Here is a 14952-nt window from a genome sequence, read left to right as displayed (position 1 = left end):
AGCTCGCGTTCGGCCATGCGTCGGAAAGGTAACTCGGGAAAGCGGCGAGGGAGAACAAGGAGAGAACAGCGAGAGCCGCTGCGATTCCGGCGGCGACCTATTCGTCGGCGCCATTGCCGCATGGGGAACGAGCAGATTGGGGCCGTTGTCGCCATGATGATGGTGGCCGCCCGAGGCGGGGTCGCCCGGTTCCTCGTCGCCATCGGGCGCATCGTCATGATGAACGGCATGATGATCGACACTGTCATGAATGACATCGACGGAGACGTCGGCGGCGTCCTTATCATCGTGCGCCATCATGAAGGACGGCGCATGCTGAAGTTAATTCGCTGCCTTGGCAGGAATCGTGGCCGCATAGAGCGCCATGAGCAAAGCGCAGAGTGACAGGATAAAACGGTCCGGCAGAGAGGAACGCGGCTTCGGCATGCGTCCGCGTGTAACTGCGCGCCCCAGAGTTGACAAGCGAAGCGCCAGGGATCGCGCTTCCTTCGACTGTCCTGCCGACGACCTCATGCGCTTTGCCGGGGTTCATGCACCCCGATCGTGAGATGGGCGATCCCGCGGATATGGATCAGTTCGCGCCGCAGAGCGGCTGAATCGATCGCGCCCTCGACTTCAACGATCGACGCATAGGCCTCCGGCCCCACACGCCATACATGAAGGTCCGTCAGACAAACATCTCCGAATTTTCCCACCCGGTAGCGGATCGCCTTATCCATTCGCTCATTGGTTCGATCGAGCAGAACGGCGGCCGTGTCGCGCATCAAGGACCAGGACCAGCGAGCGATCACGACAGCGCCGACGATCCCCATCGCAGGGTCCATCCAATGGAGACCAAGATAGCGCCCTGCGAGAAGGGCCGCGATCGCGAGAACCGACGTCAGTGCGTCGGCAAGGACATGCATATAGGCCGAGCGGAGATTATTATCGTGGCCGTGACTGTGGTGATGATCGGGATGATGATCGCCCTCAGCGTGCGCATGTTCGTGATGATGGTGGTGGTGGTGATGATGATGATGATGATCGGAACCTCCCATCAGCAGCAGCGCGCTCACGATGTTGACCAGGAGGCCCAGTACCGCAACCAGCGCGGCATTGCCGAAATCGACGCGCACCGGGTCGATCAATCGGGTGACGGATTCGCTCGCGATACCGAGCGCGAAAATGCCGAGGATCAGCGCCGATGCGAAGCCGGTCAGGTCGCCAACCTTGCCGGTGCCGAAACTGAATTTGGGATTATTGCGGTGTTTTTTGGCATAGCTATAGGCGGCCGCCGCAAGGCCGAGAGCACCGGCATGGGTCGCCATGTGGAAGCCATCGGCGAGAAGGGCCATCGAGCCGGTGACGTAACCGGCAATGATTTCGGCGACCATCATCACGGCCGTAAGACCGACTACCCAGAGCGTTCGCTGGGCGTTTCGATCATGGGCTGCGCCCAAGAAGACGTGATCATGTGCCGGATATTCGGCGTTTGTCGAAGCGGTCATGCGGTCTCGCCTATTTGGAATATCGACGGATGACGGCAAGCAGGTCGTCAGCGCCCGCCGCGCGCTCGTCATCGGAAAGCCCTTGGGCCGCGACGTGCGCGGTCAGGTGCTGGGCGATGATTTCGTCCAGCAGCCCATTCACCGCGCCGCGAACAGCGGCGACGCGATGGAGAACCGTCGCGCATGGCGCGTCGGATACCAGCGCCTTCTCGACAGAGGTCACTTGTCCGGCAATGCGCCTGACCCTCGCGATAAGCTCGCTATTATCTTTCAGATGGCCCATAGCATAGCGGGGTAGGGTATAATTGCACCGAGGGCAAGATGTCAGCTTCGACGGGCTTAGGCGAAGGCCAGAGCCTAGCCGGATGTGGTATCGTTCGAGGTCAGGCTCCGGACTGGGCCTTATCGCCGCTGGAAATAGACACGCTCGGCCGCCATGTCGGCGATCGCATCGAAGCCCGCTTCGCGCCAAGCCCGTCGGTGGGGAGGCTCGGCCTGCTCGTTCATGCACCACCATTGCGGGTCGGCCGCAGCGCGCGGCAACAAGCCGCGGACGATGCTCTCGATCTGGGCAAAGCTCAGTTGGACACCAGGGGCGTCGTTGCGGACTTTCCACCTTCGCAAAAAGGTCCCAAGCGCATCATATTTGCCCATGGCGGCATCCCCAATCCCGGCAACAATGAGTCAGGACAAGCTCTGACCCCTTAAACGCGCCTGCCGCTTTCAAGGCGCTACCGACCTTGCAGCGGATCGTCGTGGCGGAAAGACAGGTGGCGCACGATGCCACAAGTGCCCTTGTCCAATAGCCGATGAATGACGGCGGCAGCAAGCCTCCCGGTCGATCGTCCACCCCTCTAGGGCGCTTTTCTATGGGCCTCGGATCGCCTCCGGCCGTCAACCCCGTTCGGGGTTCCCCGTCACGATGTTCCGGTGACGGCGGCTCCCGGCCCCTCGTGCAAGCGCCATCGGGATGGTCCCGATCAATCCAGGAGACTTTATCATGGCCACCATCGCAAATCTCACCGTCAAGGCGGACGGCAGCTTCGAAGGCACGCTCGCCACCCTCAACGTCACCGCGCCGATCGCGATCGTCCCGAATGGTCGCAAAGCCAAGGACAGCGAGCCCGATTACCGCATCGTCAGCCGCAAGAACGGCTTCGAGCTCGGTGCCGGCTGGAAACGCTTCTCGCAGAACACCGGCGCCGAATATGTGTCGGTATCGCTTTCGGCACCCGAGTTCGGCACCATCTACGGCAATATCGCTAATGCGCCGGGCGACGATCCGATGAAGAAGGTCATCATCTGGAACCCGCCGTCGTGACAGCCCGTGCCGGTCCCGCTTTCGAGCGGGGCCGGTCGGCTTGCGCCAATGCTCTTGTGCGCAGGGATCTCGGTCAGTTCGGGACGGCTGCAAAACCCTCGAAGGCGAACGGGTTGAGGAACTGCCGCCGCCAAAGGAACGCGCGCTCGGCGCCGCCGAGCGCCGCTTCGTCGCACACGGCGTCCCAATGGGCCTCGATCGCGGCCTGCTGGCCCGTGATGATGGCGCGCGCGCGCGCATCGTCGAGGTGAAAGACGGGCGCGGCCTCGAGACACAGCGACAATTGGCTGAACCGCCGGTTGCCGAGGATGAGCATCGCCTGCGTCGCCTCGCCGCCGGTGCGGCCTTGCGGGCAGATGTCATAGGCGGGCGTAAGCTCCAGCGTCCCGCCGTCCCAGAAGGCGGCATGGTTGCGCGCATGATCGTCGGTGTTTCCGGACAGAATGTTGAATATGATGCGCGCGTAAAGTTCGGCGAGCGTCGCTGCGGGATCGACGAACCGGTGACGTATCACGGTCGCGAGATCCTCATAGCTCGCATAGCGCGCCTCGGTCTCGTCGAGGGCAAGGAGGGTGAGCGCCGACACCACGCCGCGCCGGGTCCAATCGTCCTCCTTGGGTGCGCGGTCGAAGCGCTCGACGAGCAACACATCCTTGCCGAGCGCGCGCGCAAGCTTGACCGGCGCGACATTGAGGCCCGCGTGCGCGGCGAGGCGCATCGCGACATATTCGGCTTTCACGACATTATAGATGTCGGCTGCCGCCGAAAATTTGGCGATATATTTTCGCGCGCCATCGTCGATCAGCGCCTTGGGACGCGCGCCGCCAAGCGATGTGCCATGTTGTAGCGCCTGGTCGAGCTCGGGTGTGAGCGGCACGCCCCGCTCGACGCGCTCGGCCGACTCCATCAATTCGGCGAGCGTCGCATTCTGCCGCTGGCGCGGTACATATTCGGTGGCCGACGCCTGGAAATCGAGCATGCCGATCCGGTCGGAGCCGGATTCGAGAAGATAGGTCAGCTCGTCAAGCTCGGCTGGAGCCAGGTCACCCTCGTCGCGCCCGCCGATCCGGTTGATGATGACGCGGCGGCCCCACGCGTCGGGCGAGCCATCGCGTATCGCGCTTGGCAGCTGCATCTTGCTGGCCGGCTCGATCAGGCCGGCGCGCAGCGGCAATTCGGGTTCGTAGATCGCGATGGCATCCGCGCGGGCCAGATAGCTTTGGCCATAGTTGAAGGTGAGCCGGCTATCGCTCGCGCGCGCGAGCCTGCCCGCGACGACCGGCTCGGTTGCCCCGGGCAGCCATATCCAGACGAAGGCTTCGCCGGCAGGCGCGACGTCAGAAGTCATCCTTCACCTCGGATCGCGGCTTGTGAACGGCCTTGGGAAGCAGGCGCAGCTTCGTTTCCTGCTCGACGAGATGTCCAGCGAGACGGTCCCGGTCGCTGTCGAACAGCGCGACCCCGACGATCGCGGCCGCCTCGAAGACGAGGCCGATGGCGCAGCGCGGGTCGCCCTGCTCGATACGGCGCATCATGTCGCGCGACACGCCGCTGCGCGTCGCGAGGTCTTCGACGCTCAGCCGCCGTTCGATCCGCCGGGCGCGAATGAGCCCGCCCAGCAGGCGCACAGCCTCGCGGGTGTAGCGCGAATAGCTGCGTGGGATCTTTTTTGTCGTCTCGTCGGCCATCGACCATCCTTTCGTTTTCCTTAGTCGTAATCGTCGCGAAAGTCAAGTTTTGCCTTATACATAAGCCATAATCCATATTATGACTTTCTTGTAAGTCATTTGTCAATTTCCAGCATGGGTTCGCAGGTGTGGGATGGCCCCGCCGCGGGTGCGGGCCATCCCGCTCGAATGCCGCTGATCCCTGGGTGCGAAGCCAGGCCTCCTTCAATCAACCCGTAAAGGGTCCGCTACGCTCCGCGTGCGGCCGCAGCTTCGCTCGCGGTGATTGCGGCCTGTCCCCGACCGGCGGGGCGACTGTCGAGCGGGAATGGCCCGCTCCCAACGACAGGAGCTTGACCCATGCCGCTTTCCACTGCCCAATCGCTCGGCTGGAACCTTGCCCGCACGATGATGACCATCATCGTCCTCATCGAAACCGTCAAAGGCTATTCGGTGATGCCGCTCGACGAGTTCGACGGCGATCCCGACATGATCGTGTGCGAATATGACCCCTTCGGCCGCTGATCGCATCCATCCCGGTCCGGGGCAGCGCCGCTCGCGGCTCTGTCCTGGCTCGATTGCTGTGGGGACAGGCGGGCATATCACGCCGTCGACGTCGCGGTCGGCGCGCCCGGCGGGGCGACGCCCATGACGCTGATGATCATCCTCGGCGGTATCGCCGCACTCTATCTGACCGGGCTGCTGTTCCGGCTGGCGTCCTTGGCCTTGCCCGTCTGCCTCGGCCTTTGCGCCTTCCTCCTCCTTCGCGATCAAGGCAATGGATGGGCCGCAGCACTTGCGATGGGACTGCTTACCGGCATCGGGTTCCATCTGGCGGGGCGGTGGCTGTTCGCTCGAACCACCTCGGCAAGTATCCGGCTCCTGATCGGATTGCTTTTCATGGGCCCGGCGGGTGCTGCGGGCTTGGGAGCGGGAACGGCGCTGGCGGACCTTCTCGGTATCGACGGCGGTTGGCGAACTTGTCTCGCGATTCTTGTCGGGGTTGCGGCGGCCTGCGCGAGTTGGCGGTCGCTGGCGGCGGACCGGTCGTCGATGGGCGCGATGCGAGATGAGCCGACCGTTCGATAGCGCAATATCCGGACCCGCCGGTGTTTCTTCGTCGCGGAGGGCCTGGCCATTCTGCGCTTCCCGGTTGCTGGCCGCACCAGCACGGCCTCTCGGAATGCGCCATCTGTCAGCAAGCCGCTGCGCTGGTCCGGAACGCCGCAACGGCCCTGACCGACTTTCTTCCCCCGGCGTGCCGCCGTTCCTCGCGAGACAAGAAAGACGGACCACGGCCGCCCTCCGCTGCGCTGCGGGCCTGACGGCTGCGGCACCGGCCCCTTGCTGACCACCGATGCGCATCGAGGCCGCGCTGGTGCGGCCCGAGCCAAGGAAAGGACAAGCATCATGGCCAGGATCGGCACGTTCAAGAAGGTTTCCGGCGAGTATCGGGGACAGATCGTCACTCTCTCGGTGCAGGCGAAATCGGTTCGCATCGTTCCCGAAGACAATCCGAGCGGCAACGCCCCCAGCCACCGCGTCTTCATCGGCGAGGCCGAAGTCGGCGCCGCCTGGGAAAAGAAGATGCAGGACAAGCGGCCCTATCTGTCGGTCAAGCTCGACGATCCGACGTTTGCCGCCCCCATCTTCGCCCAGCTCTTCGCCGGCGAAGGCGAGGAACATGACCTGGTGTGGAGCCGCCAGGCCCGCCGCGGCGGCGATTGAGCCCCCGCATCCCGCCCGGCAGCAGCCGGGCGGGATACCCATTTCTGGGGATCGGTCTCCCGCGATGTTGGAATAGGCCGATATCATCCGATCGCGATGCTGCCGTCATCCGGAAGGAGGTGACGGTGGCAGACACGGCCCAATTACAGGTGACGCCGCAGGCGCCGCTCGATTTTCCGGGCTTCGCGCAAGAATTTCTGCGCCGCAATCCTGCTTATGTCCGCGACTATGACTGCGTTATGACCGGCGGGCGCCGCGGCGATGTCGCCGCGCGGGAGGCGATGGCCCGGCGCTGGGGTCTTTGCTTTCCCATGCCCGCCGAACCGCTCTGCGCGCGAAAGCCCTGTGCTCTGGTCGGCGGCGATCTGCGGTTACACCAACATCCTCGACGTGGCGCCGCCGGGATGCCCGGCGGCCGAAGCCTTTGCGATTCCGCCGTCCCATCTTGTCGTCGTCGATCGCCGCCTGGAAGATGGCCGGCACTTCGTCTTCGCCGACGACCGGGCCTGGCACCGCCTGTGGCTCCGCACCGACGAGCCCGGCGTCCCGCTTGCGAACCTGATCCTGCGCGATTCGCTGGTCGGCCTGCGCCACGAGGCGGCTGCGCGGTTCGATCGATGGCTCGGCGATGCGCCCGGTCCGGCGCCGCCCGGTTTCTTGCCGACCGCCTATCAGGCGCGCCGCCTTGGCATGATGCTTTCCATTCTCGATCTCCTGCAGGGACCGGGCGCCCCCGGCGTCACCTCTCATGATGTCGCGCGCTTCATCATCTATCCCCGCCTGTCGGTCGGCCGCGGCGCGGAATGGAAATCCTCGTCCGAACGAAGGCGGACGCAGCGGCTGATCGAGGAAGCACGCGCCTTGATGCAGGGCGGCTATCGGGCGCTGCTCGCCGGCCCTGTGGGGCGACAAAAATTGCCCTGAATTTTAGCCGCTCCGGCCTCCGCGCCTCTTCGCGCCACCACGCTCCACGACCCGCCGCACCGGCTTTTTCGGCCCGGCGGCTGGAAGGAGCACGCGAATGAATCCCCCTTTGCCCGCCCTTGGCCCGCGCTATCTCCGAACGCCCGATGCCGCCCTGCATCTCGGGCTGTCGGCCCGGACGCTCGAGAAGCATCGCTGCTATGGGACCGGGCCGGCCTATCGCAAGCTTGGCGGACGGGTCGTCTATGGGATCGAGGATCTCGACGCCTGGGCCGAGATCGGTCGCCGCTCGTCGACCTCCGATCCGGGCAAGGGAACCGTCCATCCGGCGCGGCCGGTGCGCCGCTGATGCCGCGCGATGGCATCGCGGCGGCGAGCACGGCCCACACGCACTCGCCGCTGACCGAGGTCGAACTGACCTGGATCGAAGGCCGCGCCGAACAATGGATCCGCTTTGGCCGCGTCGCCGCCGAGCGGATCGTCAGTCGCCGCAAGCGCATCGTCATGTTTCGTCCGGGAGCGACCTTCGCCTATTTGCGCTGGTCCTCGAACGACTTCGGGACCATCCACTCGAGCATCCAGATCGTCACCGCGGTCGCTGTCGGCGAACCCTATACGGCGCTGCCGTTCATCCGGCCGGGCGGCGAAATTCTGCTCCATATCGAGAGCTGGCCGAAGGTGTCGCGGGTGCTCGAAGCGGTCGATGCGGTCGAGGCCGCCGGGGTCGATCCGTGCGATGCATCGCCCGATCATTGGCGTCATGTCGCCGACCGTCTCGCAGCCGGGATGCCTTTTCGTCCCTATAGCGCCGAGCGCCATGCGGCATGGCTGCGCCGCCGGGCCATCGAATTATGAACCGCCGCTACCTTCATATTGCCGCTGCGGCCGTGACATTGCTCGGTCTTTCGGCCTGGTTCGTGCCAGCGCCGCGCCTGCTATGGAATGCGAGCCAAAGCGCGCCGGTCGGTCTGTATCGCATCGATCCCGGCGCCGCGCCCGTGGTCGGCGATTGGGTCGCGATCGAACCGCCAGCTGATCTCGCCGTCTATATGGCGCGGCGCAAATACCTGCCTCGCGGCGTGCCGCTTCTCAAGCGCGTTGCCGCGCTCCCCGGCGCGCGCGTCTGTCGCTCGGGCGTCTTCGTGACCGTCGATGGCCGGGCCGTCGCCCACGCGCTGGCGCGCGACCGGGCCGGCCGGCCGCTGCCGGTCTGGCTCGGCTGCCGCATCGTCCGGCCCCGCGAAATCTTCCTGATCAATGCGGCGCCGGACAGTCTCGACGGGCGGTACTTCGGGCCGCTTCCGACCACCGGCCTGCTCGGACCGGCGCACCCGATCCTGACCCGCGACGCCTCGGGCGCGCCGCTGCGCTGGCGCCCTTCGGGCCGCGATCTTGCTTTTCCCCGTAGCGAAATGGAGTGATATCGATGCTCATCGGAACTTTCGAAATGTGCGGCGACGGCTATGCCGGCCGTCTGCGCACCCTCACCTGCGATGCCGTGATCACCATCGTTCGGGCGCAGCCGTCGGCGGCTGAAAATGCCCCCGAATGGCGGCTGCTCCTCGGCGACGCTGCAAGCGGAATCGAAATCGGTGCGGGCTGGAACCGCACCGGCGAGCGCGCCGGAGCGTTCATCGCCGTGCAGATCGACGACCCCGCCTTCGCGGTTCCGCTGCGCGCGAACCTGCTCCGCGCGTCGCAAAAGGATAGGGAACATCATCTGCTCTGGTCGCGCCCGTCGGCGCGCGAGCGGAGCTAGGCCATGGCGTACCGGCCGCGATCGTCCTGCACCGCCATTGCGCTCGCGCTGCGCTGCGCGGCAATCGGCTGCGCACTCGGGGCGTCGCTCGGCGGCGCATCCGTTGCCGTCGCCGCGCCGCCGGCCCGCGCCGATGTCCATCCTTATGCGGCATCGGTCGCCGAGGCGTCGCAGCGTTTCGGCATCCCCGAACGCTGGATCTGGCGCGTCATGCATGCCGAAAGCCGGGGCAACGCGCGCGCCGTCTCGCACGCCGGCGCGATGGGGCTCATGCAGATCATGCCCGCAACCTGGGCGATGTTGTCGGCGCGCCACGGACTGGGCGCCGACCCGTTCGATGTGCGTTCGAACATCCTTGCGGGCGCGGCCTATCTGCGCGCGATGTGGGATCGCTACCGCGATGTGCCGCTGATGCTCGCCGCCTATAATGCGGGGCCGGGCCGCGCCGACGCTTTTGCGTCCGGACGGCGCGGACTGCCTGCCGAAACGCGCGCCTATGTCGCGCGGATCGCGCCCGAGCTTGGCGCATCCGGCATTGCTTCGCGCGCCGCCGCGCCGCCTTCGGCCGCGCCGGGCTGGCAGCGATCGACGCTCTTTGCCGCGCGGGGCGATAACGCCTCTGTCGTCGAAGATCGCGCGCCGGCCGTCCCGGACTCGAACAGTCTGCCCGATAGTCCGACGACCGCCGCGCCAGCCACCGGCGCCGGGCGGCACCCGCTCTTCGTCCCGCTTTCCGGTCAGGACCGTCGATGATGGCCTCGCTCGCTCCGCCGCGTTCGTCTGCGCCTTTTAGGGTTGTTCCGACAAGGAAGGGCGGGATTGGCTGGGATGGAAAGGAAGTATGGCGAGATAAAAGGGCTGCCAGCCACTTGGTCGAAGAGGGGCGCAAATCAGCGGAAAATTCATATGGCTCGCAATTGCCTGGCCATATGATGTCGGACATTCCGAAGAAAATTCAGTGCTTTATGATATGGCAGGCCCGCCGTGAGCGGTGACGACGGTGAGTTCAAAATCCGGCCGGGAAGGGGGCGGGACCGCGGGGCCGGGGCATCGCGCCGGGGGCGGAGCCTTGCCGGGCAGGTGCGTCGCTCCATGGCGCGCAAGGGTTTCGCGCGCCGTCCGCCGGGGCCCGGCGGTAGCACCGGGCATCATGGCCGCGGCCGCCGCGCGCTCGCGCGGGCACGCTTTCGTGCCGACGGCCGCCGCGTCGTCATCAAGGCGCGGATCGTGCGCCACAAGGGCCAGCGCTTCCGCTCGGCGCCGCTCGCGCGCCATATCCAATATCTCGAACGCGACGGCGTCACCCGCGACGGGCGCGACGCCTCCATGTTCGACGCGGAGGAGGACCGCGCCGACCGCGCCGACTTTGCATCGCGCTGCGAGGATGATCGTCATCATTTCCGTTTCATCGTCAGTCCGGAAGATGCCGGGGAGATCGGCGACCTCAGGCGCTTCACCCGCGACCTCATGGCCGACATGGCAAAGGATCTCGAGACAGGGCTCGACTGGATCGCCGTCGATCACTGGAACACCGACAATCCGCACATCCATATCCTCGTGCGCGGCGTCGCGGACGACGGCCAGGATCTCGTCGTCGACCGCGGCTATATGAGCGAAGGACTGCGCTGGCGCGCCGAGGATCTCGCCACGCTCGAACTCGGACCGCGCAGCGCGCGCGACATCGCCGATGCGCTCGCGCGCGAGGTCGAGGCCGAGCGCTGGACGAGCCTCGACCGGACGCTCGAGCGGATGGCCGCCGAGGGGGCAGGCGAGATCAATCTTCGGCCGGATGGGCGGGCCGATGGGCATCATCATCGGCAGTTGCTTGGCCGGGCGGCGAAGCTCGAGGCGCTCGGTCTTGCCGAGCAGATCGAGTCCGGCATCTGGGTCATGCGCGGCGATACCGAAGCCGTGCTGCGCGACCTCTCGGTTCGCGGCGACATCATCAAGACCATGCACCAGGCATTGACCCGCGATGGCGGCCGCTTCGACCCGTCGGTGCTCGCTCTCCACGGCGATGTGCCCACCGATCAGGTCATCGGCCGCCTCGTCGATCGCGGGCTTCACGATGAACTCGCCGGCAGCGCCTATGCGATTGTCGACGGCGCCGACGGGCGCACGCATCATCTGCGGTTCAGCGACATCGAGATGACCGGCGACGCGCGGCCCGGGGCCATCGTCGAGCTTCGATCCTGGGCCGACGCGAAGGGGCAGATGCGGCAGTCGCTCGTGACGCGATCGGACCTGCCGCTCGATGCACAGGTGACGGCGCCCGGCGCGACCTGGCTTGACCGTCAACTCGTCGCCCGCGAGCCGGCGGCGAGCCATCAAGGCTTCGGGCGCGAAATCCGCGATGCGATGGATGCGCGGTCGCGCCACCTCGCCGAGCAGGGACTGGCGAGCCGCCAGGGGCAGCGCGTCATTCTCGCGCAGGGTCTCATCGATACCTTGAACTCCAGCGATCTCGACGCGGCGTCCCGCGCGATCGCCGAGCGCACCGGCCTCGCGCACAGGCCCTCGGGAGCGGATGACCATGTAAGCGGCATCTACCGCGAACGCGTCACTTTGTCTTCGGGCCGCTTCGCGATGATCGACGACGGGCTCGGTTTCCAGCTCGTTCCCTGGCGCCCGGCGCTCGACAAGCATCTTGGCCAGCATGTCACCGGGACGATGACGCCGGGCGGAACGGTCGACTGGGCGCTCGGGCGCGGCAGGGGCATCGGGCTGTGAGGCCGGACATCCATCATGGGAGGCGAGCGTGAACGACAGGATTCTCTGGGGCCAGATTGCGGCCGTGTTTCTGATCGTCCTCCTGGCGGTCTGGGGCGCGACGCAATGGACGGCGGCGGCGCTCGCCTTCCAGCCCGAACTCGGCAAACCCTGGTTCCGCCTTGGCGATTATCCCGTCTATCCGCCGCCGGCCTTCTTCTGGTGGTGGTTCGCCTTCGACGCCTATGCGCCGCCGATCTTCTACAAGGGGGCGCTGATTGCAGCGTCGGGCGGGTTCGCCGCCATCATCGTCGCGATTGCCATGTCGGTATGGCGCGCCCGCGAACGGCAGAAGGCCGAGACCTATGGTTCGGCGCGATGGGCGGGCCGGCGCGAGATTCGTGCTGCCGGGATGCTCGGGGGCGAAGGGGTCGTGCTGGGCCGGTTCGGAAGCGACTATCTGAGGCATGACGGCGCCGAACATATTCTCTGTTTCGCACCGACACGGTCGGGCAAGGGCGTGGGGCTCGTCGTGCCCACTTTGCTCACCTGGCCGGGAAGTTGCATCGTCCATGACATCAAGGGCGAGAATTGGCAGCTCACCGCGGGCTTTCGCGCGCTGCACGGCCGCGTGCTGCTGTTCGATCCGACCAACGCCAGATCTTCAGCCTATAACCCCCTGCTCGAAGTGCGCCGCGGCGAATGGGAAGTGCGCGATGTCCAGAATGTCGCCGACGTGCTCGTCGACCCCGAGGGGAGCCTCGAGAAGCGCAACCATTGGGAGAAGACGAGCCATGCCCTGCTCGTCGGCGCTATCCTGCATGTGCTATACGCCGAGGAAGACAAGTCGCTCGCCGGCGTGGCAGCCTTTCTCTCCGATCCGCGGCGACCGATCGTCTCGACGCTGCGCCGCATGCAGACGACCCGGCATCTGGGGGACAAGGGCGTGCATCCCGTCGTCGCCGCGGCCGCGCAGGAGCTGCTCAACAAATCGGACAATGAACGCTCGGGCGTGCTTTCGACCGCCATGTCCTTCCTCGGCCTCTATCGCGATCCCGTCATCGCGGCGGTGACGGGCCGCTCCGAATGGCGGATTGCCGATCTGATGGCGGGGGATCGTCCGACCTCGCTCTATCTCGTCGTGCCGCCCGGCGACATCAGCCGCACCAAGCCGCTGATCCGCCTCATCCTCAACCAGATCGGGCGGCGGCTCACCGAGGAACTCAATCCCGGCGCGCGGCCGCGGCGCCTGCTCCTGATGCTCGATGAATTTCCGGCGCTGGGCCGCCTCGATTTCTTCGAAAGCGCGCTCGCCTTCATGGCGGGATACGGGATCAAGGCCTTCCTGATCGCCCAGTCGCTCAACCAGATCGAAAAGGCCTATGGGCAGAATAATGCGATCCTCGACAATTGCCATGTCCGGGTGAGCTTCGCGACCAACGACGAGCGCACCGCCAAGCGCATTTCCGATGCGCTCGGGACCGCGACCGAAATGCGAGCGATGAAAAATTATGCCGGTCACCGCCTTTCGCCCTGGCTCGGTCATCTCATGGTCTCGCGCACCGAAACCGCCCGCGCGCTGCTGACGCCGGGCGAAGTGATGCAGCTGCCGCCCGGCGAACAGATCGTCATGGCCGCCGGGGTGCTGCCGATCCGTGCTTCGAAGGCACGCTATTATGTCGACCCCCGGTTCATGAGCCGCATTCTCGCGCCGCCACCGCCTGCCCGGACGCCGAAACGGGCTGACGACGACTGGACGCCGCGGTCCGGGGAACCGGCGCCCGTCCTTCTGCTTCCCGGACCCGGGCCTGACGGACGCCGGGCACCGCCAGCCGAGGACGGCGACGCGAAGACGGGGGCGCCAGCCGAGGCGGGCGCAACCGCGGAAGAGGGGGCCAATTCGGAGATCCGGCGGGAGCCGGGCCTCGCCGACCATGAGAATGTGGCATCCGAACCCGTGCCCGAGGTCAACGAGTTCGATTTCGACCGCGGCGGCAAAGGGAGCAACGCGGCGCGCGACCGGCGCGCCATGGACCGGGCGATGCAGCGCAATGCCCGTATCGCATCGCTCGATCCGGGCGATGGAATCGACCTGTGAAAAGGCCCGCGGTCAAACGGACCTTCCGCCTCGATGCCGCGCTTTGCCGCGAGCTCGACGAACGGGCGCGCAGCCGGCGCATGACGCGAACCGATATCGTCGAAGCCGCGCTCGCATCCTTGCTCACACCCGATCAGGAGGAGCGGCTCGAGGCGGTGCTCGCCCGGCGCCTCGACCGCCTGTCGCGGCAGATCGAGCGGCTCGAATGGCATATCGAGCTGTCGAACGAGACCGCCGCGCTGTTCATCAGATCCTGGCTGACGAACAATCCGCCGCTCCCCGATGCGGCGCTGCAGGCGGCCCAGGCCACCGGCAAGAAGCGGTGGGAGGCTTTCGTCGACACGCTTGCGCGCCGGATGGAACTCGGGCCGAAATTTCAGGAGGAAGTGTCGCCGGGCAGGCCGTCCGGCACTCATTCCTCGCCGGCCGCGAAATAGGCGGTGAGCCGGTGCGCGACTTCGGGCGCCAGACGGATGAAATTTCGCCGTCCGTCGGCGGGATCGGACGTGCGGACCAGAAGCTCGGCCTCGCAGAGCCGCTGGACCAATCTCAGCGCGCTGCTCATCCCAAGCCCCGAAGCGATGCCGAGGCTACTCGTCGACACCGGTTTCGCCTCGCCTTCATGAATGAAGAGGTCGATGAGCATGTCCCACGCCGGCTCGCCGAACAACTCGTCATTGCCCAGAAGCTGCTTGCGCAGCAACCGCCGGCGCAAGGTCCGCCGCGCATTGGCGAGTGCGAGGCTGGCAACCTCTTTCTTCGTCTCGTCGCGATGGCTGTCCCCGAGGGTCAATGGCGGTCCCGGGCTCCCCTTCGGACGGGCTTTGCCGGCAGGCAGCTTCCGGTGCTCGCGCCGGGTGACGATAATATGGTCGATGAGTTCGATGTCGAGCGCCCGGCCGATGTCGCGCAGCTGTTCGGTCACGCGAATATCGCTGTCGCTCGGAGTCGGATCACCGCTTGGATGATTGTGAACCAGCAGGATAGCCGCCGCGTCCAGTTCGAACGCGCGCCGGAAAATGGTGCGCGGATAGAATGCCAGCTGCCGAACCGAGCCATGCTGCATTTGCTCGTCGGCGACGAGCCGGCGCGACGCGTCCAGAAACAGCACGCGAAGAATTTCCTCGGGCAGCGCCCCCATCGAGGCCTTGAGATATTCGATCAATTTCGGGCTGGAGGGTTCAATCACGCGACCGAGCAATTCGGCGCGCATGGCTTCGAGGCCGGCCTCGCGCGCGGCAAGCAAAAGGCCTATGACC

General features: G+C 66.1%; 20 protein-coding genes and 1 pseudogene. 15 read left to right on the top strand and 6 right to left on the bottom strand.

Going from position 1 to position 14952, the window contains the following annotated elements; all coding sequences use genetic code 11:
- Window positions 1–120: 120 nt before the first annotated feature.
- Entirely contained in the window at window positions 121–384 is a 264-nt protein-coding gene (locus LH20_RS19910; RefSeq protein ID WP_053555720.1) for a hypothetical protein, read from the top strand.
- 125 nt (window positions 385–509) lie between these two features.
- On the opposite strand, the gene dmeF is transcribed toward LH20_RS19910, so the two are convergent.
- The 3 genes from dmeF to LH20_RS19895 all read right to left on the bottom strand — a co-directional run bounded on the left by dmeF (window position 510) and on the right by LH20_RS19895 (window position 2141).
- A complete protein-coding gene (dmeF, locus tag LH20_RS19905; protein WP_053555719.1) occupies window positions 510–1487 on the bottom strand; it encodes a CDF family Co(II)/Ni(II) efflux transporter DmeF in 978 nt (325 codons plus the stop codon).
- 10 nt (window positions 1488–1497) lie between these two features.
- Window positions 1498–1770 (bottom strand): metal/formaldehyde-sensitive transcriptional repressor, encoded by a 273-nt coding sequence (locus LH20_RS19900; protein ID WP_053555718.1) that lies wholly within the window; start codon window positions 1768–1770, stop codon window positions 1498–1500.
- Between the two features lie 119 nt (window positions 1771–1889).
- On the bottom strand, window positions 1890–2141 hold the full coding sequence (locus LH20_RS19895; protein ID WP_053555717.1) for a DUF7662 domain-containing protein: 252 nt from the start codon (window positions 2139–2141) through the stop codon (window positions 1890–1892).
- A 346-nt stretch (window positions 2142–2487) separates the two neighbouring features.
- On the opposite strand from LH20_RS19895, the gene LH20_RS19890 reads away from it, so the two are divergent.
- Window positions 2488–2808 carry a DUF736 domain-containing protein gene (locus LH20_RS19890; RefSeq protein WP_053555716.1) on the top strand — a complete coding sequence of 107 codons (321 nt, stop codon included), beginning with the start codon at window positions 2488–2490 and terminating at the stop codon, window positions 2806–2808.
- A 73-nt stretch (window positions 2809–2881) separates the two neighbouring features.
- Here LH20_RS19890 and LH20_RS19885 read toward each other — a convergent pair whose 3' ends face one another.
- Window positions 2882–4156, bottom strand: a complete 1275-nt coding sequence (locus tag LH20_RS19885) for a type II toxin-antitoxin system HipA family toxin (protein WP_053555715.1) — start codon at window positions 4154–4156, stop codon at window positions 2882–2884.
- A complete protein-coding gene (locus tag LH20_RS19880; RefSeq protein ID WP_053555714.1) occupies window positions 4146–4496 on the bottom strand; it encodes a helix-turn-helix domain-containing protein in 351 nt (116 codons plus the stop codon). The genes LH20_RS19885 and LH20_RS19880 overlap by 11 nt, the downstream gene beginning before the upstream one ends.
- Before the next feature lie 339 nt (window positions 4497–4835).
- Between LH20_RS19880 and LH20_RS23810 the strand changes: the two genes are divergently transcribed.
- The 13 genes and pseudogenes from LH20_RS23810 (at window position 4836) to LH20_RS19825 (ending at window position 14130) form a co-directional block, all read left to right on the top strand.
- Window positions 4836–5000, top strand: a complete 165-nt coding sequence (locus LH20_RS23810) for a hypothetical protein (protein WP_172709593.1) — start codon at window positions 4836–4838, stop codon at window positions 4998–5000.
- Between the two features lie 123 nt (window positions 5001–5123).
- On the top strand, window positions 5124–5564 hold the full coding sequence (locus LH20_RS19875; protein ID WP_053555713.1) for a hypothetical protein: 441 nt from the start codon (window positions 5124–5126) through the stop codon (window positions 5562–5564).
- Window positions 5565–5885: 321 nt separating this feature from the next.
- A complete protein-coding gene (locus tag LH20_RS19870; protein WP_053555712.1) occupies window positions 5886–6203 on the top strand; it encodes a DUF736 domain-containing protein in 318 nt (105 codons plus the stop codon).
- A pseudogene (locus LH20_RS24280) lies at window positions 6170–6502 on the top strand (transcriptional regulator domain-containing protein); the annotation flags it as partial. The gene LH20_RS19870 and the pseudogene LH20_RS24280, both read left to right, overlap by 34 nt.
- A gap of 46 nt (window positions 6503–6548) precedes the next feature.
- On the top strand, window positions 6549–7127 hold the full coding sequence (locus LH20_RS24075; protein WP_235527043.1) for a DUF2285 domain-containing protein: 579 nt from the start codon (window positions 6549–6551) through the stop codon (window positions 7125–7127).
- Between the two features lie 97 nt (window positions 7128–7224).
- Entirely contained in the window at window positions 7225–7476 is a 252-nt protein-coding gene (locus LH20_RS19860; protein WP_053555711.1) for a helix-turn-helix transcriptional regulator, read from the top strand.
- On the top strand, window positions 7476–7982 hold the full coding sequence (locus LH20_RS19855; RefSeq protein WP_053555710.1) for a DUF2840 domain-containing protein: 507 nt from the start codon (window positions 7476–7478) through the stop codon (window positions 7980–7982). Before LH20_RS19860 ends, LH20_RS19855 begins: the two co-directional genes overlap by 1 nt.
- On the top strand, window positions 7979–8548 hold the full coding sequence (locus LH20_RS19850) for a S26 family signal peptidase (protein ID WP_053555709.1): 570 nt from the start codon (window positions 7979–7981) through the stop codon (window positions 8546–8548). Before LH20_RS19855 ends, LH20_RS19850 begins: the two co-directional genes overlap by 4 nt.
- A gap of 5 nt (window positions 8549–8553) precedes the next feature.
- Window positions 8554–8886 (top strand): DUF736 domain-containing protein, encoded by a 333-nt coding sequence (locus LH20_RS19845; protein ID WP_053555708.1) that lies wholly within the window; start codon window positions 8554–8556, stop codon window positions 8884–8886.
- A 3-nt stretch (window positions 8887–8889) separates the two neighbouring features.
- The gene (locus LH20_RS19840; RefSeq protein ID WP_083455511.1) at window positions 8890–9639 is read left to right on the top strand and encodes a lytic transglycosylase domain-containing protein; all 750 of its coding nucleotides are present in this window, start codon (window positions 8890–8892) and stop codon (window positions 9637–9639) included.
- A gap of 231 nt (window positions 9640–9870) precedes the next feature.
- Window positions 9871–11616, top strand: a complete 1746-nt coding sequence (locus LH20_RS19835) for a relaxase/mobilization nuclease domain-containing protein (protein WP_053555707.1) — start codon at window positions 9871–9873, stop codon at window positions 11614–11616.
- A 28-nt stretch (window positions 11617–11644) separates the two neighbouring features.
- The gene (locus tag LH20_RS19830) at window positions 11645–13693 is read left to right on the top strand and encodes a conjugal transfer protein TraG (RefSeq protein ID WP_053555706.1); all 2049 of its coding nucleotides are present in this window, start codon (window positions 11645–11647) and stop codon (window positions 13691–13693) included.
- Window positions 13690–14130, top strand: coding sequence for a ribbon-helix-helix protein, CopG family (locus LH20_RS19825; RefSeq protein WP_053555705.1), 441 nt, complete (start codon window positions 13690–13692; stop codon window positions 14128–14130). The genes LH20_RS19830 and LH20_RS19825 overlap by 4 nt, the downstream gene beginning before the upstream one ends.
- Here the strand turns inward: LH20_RS19825 and LH20_RS23620 are convergent.
- The gene (locus LH20_RS23620) at window positions 14106–14906 is read right to left on the bottom strand and encodes a JAB domain-containing protein (protein WP_235527042.1); all 801 of its coding nucleotides are present in this window, start codon (window positions 14904–14906) and stop codon (window positions 14106–14108) included. The two genes, LH20_RS19825 and LH20_RS23620, sit on opposite strands and share 25 nt — an antisense overlap.
- Window positions 14907–14952 lie beyond the last annotated feature (46 nt).

Source organism: Sphingopyxis sp. 113P3 (genome assembly GCF_001278035.1).
Classification (GTDB): domain Bacteria; phylum Pseudomonadota; class Alphaproteobacteria; order Sphingomonadales; family Sphingomonadaceae; genus Sphingopyxis.
The sequence above is the reverse complement of the archived record's forward strand: the minus strand, read 5'-3'. Positions and strand labels throughout refer to the sequence as shown.

Coding starts and splice junctions, on each gene's coding strand:
- LH20_RS19840 (WP_083455511.1), top strand. CDS start 8,890: ATGGCGTACCGGCCGCGATCGTCCTGCACCGCCATTGCGCTCGCGCTG.
- LH20_RS19850 (WP_053555709.1), top strand. CDS start 7,979: ATGAACCGCCGCTACCTTCATATTGCCGCTGCGGCCGTGACATTGCTC.
- LH20_RS19880 (WP_053555714.1), bottom strand. CDS start 4,496: ATGGCCGACGAGACGACAAAAAAGATCCCACGCAGCTATTCGCGCTAC.
- dmeF (WP_053555719.1), bottom strand. CDS start 1,487: ATGACCGCTTCGACAAACGCCGAATATCCGGCACATGATCACGTCTTC.
- LH20_RS23620 (WP_235527042.1), bottom strand. CDS start 14,906: ATGCGCGCCGAATTGCTCGGTCGCGTGATTGAACCCTCCAGCCCGAAA.
- LH20_RS19860 (WP_053555711.1), top strand. CDS start 7,225: ATGAATCCCCCTTTGCCCGCCCTTGGCCCGCGCTATCTCCGAACGCCC.
- LH20_RS19875 (WP_053555713.1), top strand. CDS start 5,124: ATGACGCTGATGATCATCCTCGGCGGTATCGCCGCACTCTATCTGACC.
- LH20_RS19845 (WP_053555708.1), top strand. CDS start 8,554: ATGCTCATCGGAACTTTCGAAATGTGCGGCGACGGCTATGCCGGCCGT.
- LH20_RS19895 (WP_053555717.1), bottom strand. CDS start 2,141: ATGGGCAAATATGATGCGCTTGGGACCTTTTTGCGAAGGTGGAAAGTC.
- LH20_RS19890 (WP_053555716.1), top strand. CDS start 2,488: ATGGCCACCATCGCAAATCTCACCGTCAAGGCGGACGGCAGCTTCGAA.
- LH20_RS19885 (WP_053555715.1), bottom strand. CDS start 4,156: ATGACTTCTGACGTCGCGCCTGCCGGCGAAGCCTTCGTCTGGATATGG.
- LH20_RS19900 (WP_053555718.1), bottom strand. CDS start 1,770: ATGGGCCATCTGAAAGATAATAGCGAGCTTATCGCGAGGGTCAGGCGC.
- LH20_RS19870 (WP_053555712.1), top strand. CDS start 5,886: ATGGCCAGGATCGGCACGTTCAAGAAGGTTTCCGGCGAGTATCGGGGA.
- LH20_RS23810 (WP_172709593.1), top strand. CDS start 4,836: ATGCCGCTTTCCACTGCCCAATCGCTCGGCTGGAACCTTGCCCGCACG.
- LH20_RS19910 (WP_053555720.1), top strand. CDS start 121: ATGGGGAACGAGCAGATTGGGGCCGTTGTCGCCATGATGATGGTGGCC.
- LH20_RS19855 (WP_053555710.1), top strand. CDS start 7,476: ATGCCGCGCGATGGCATCGCGGCGGCGAGCACGGCCCACACGCACTCG.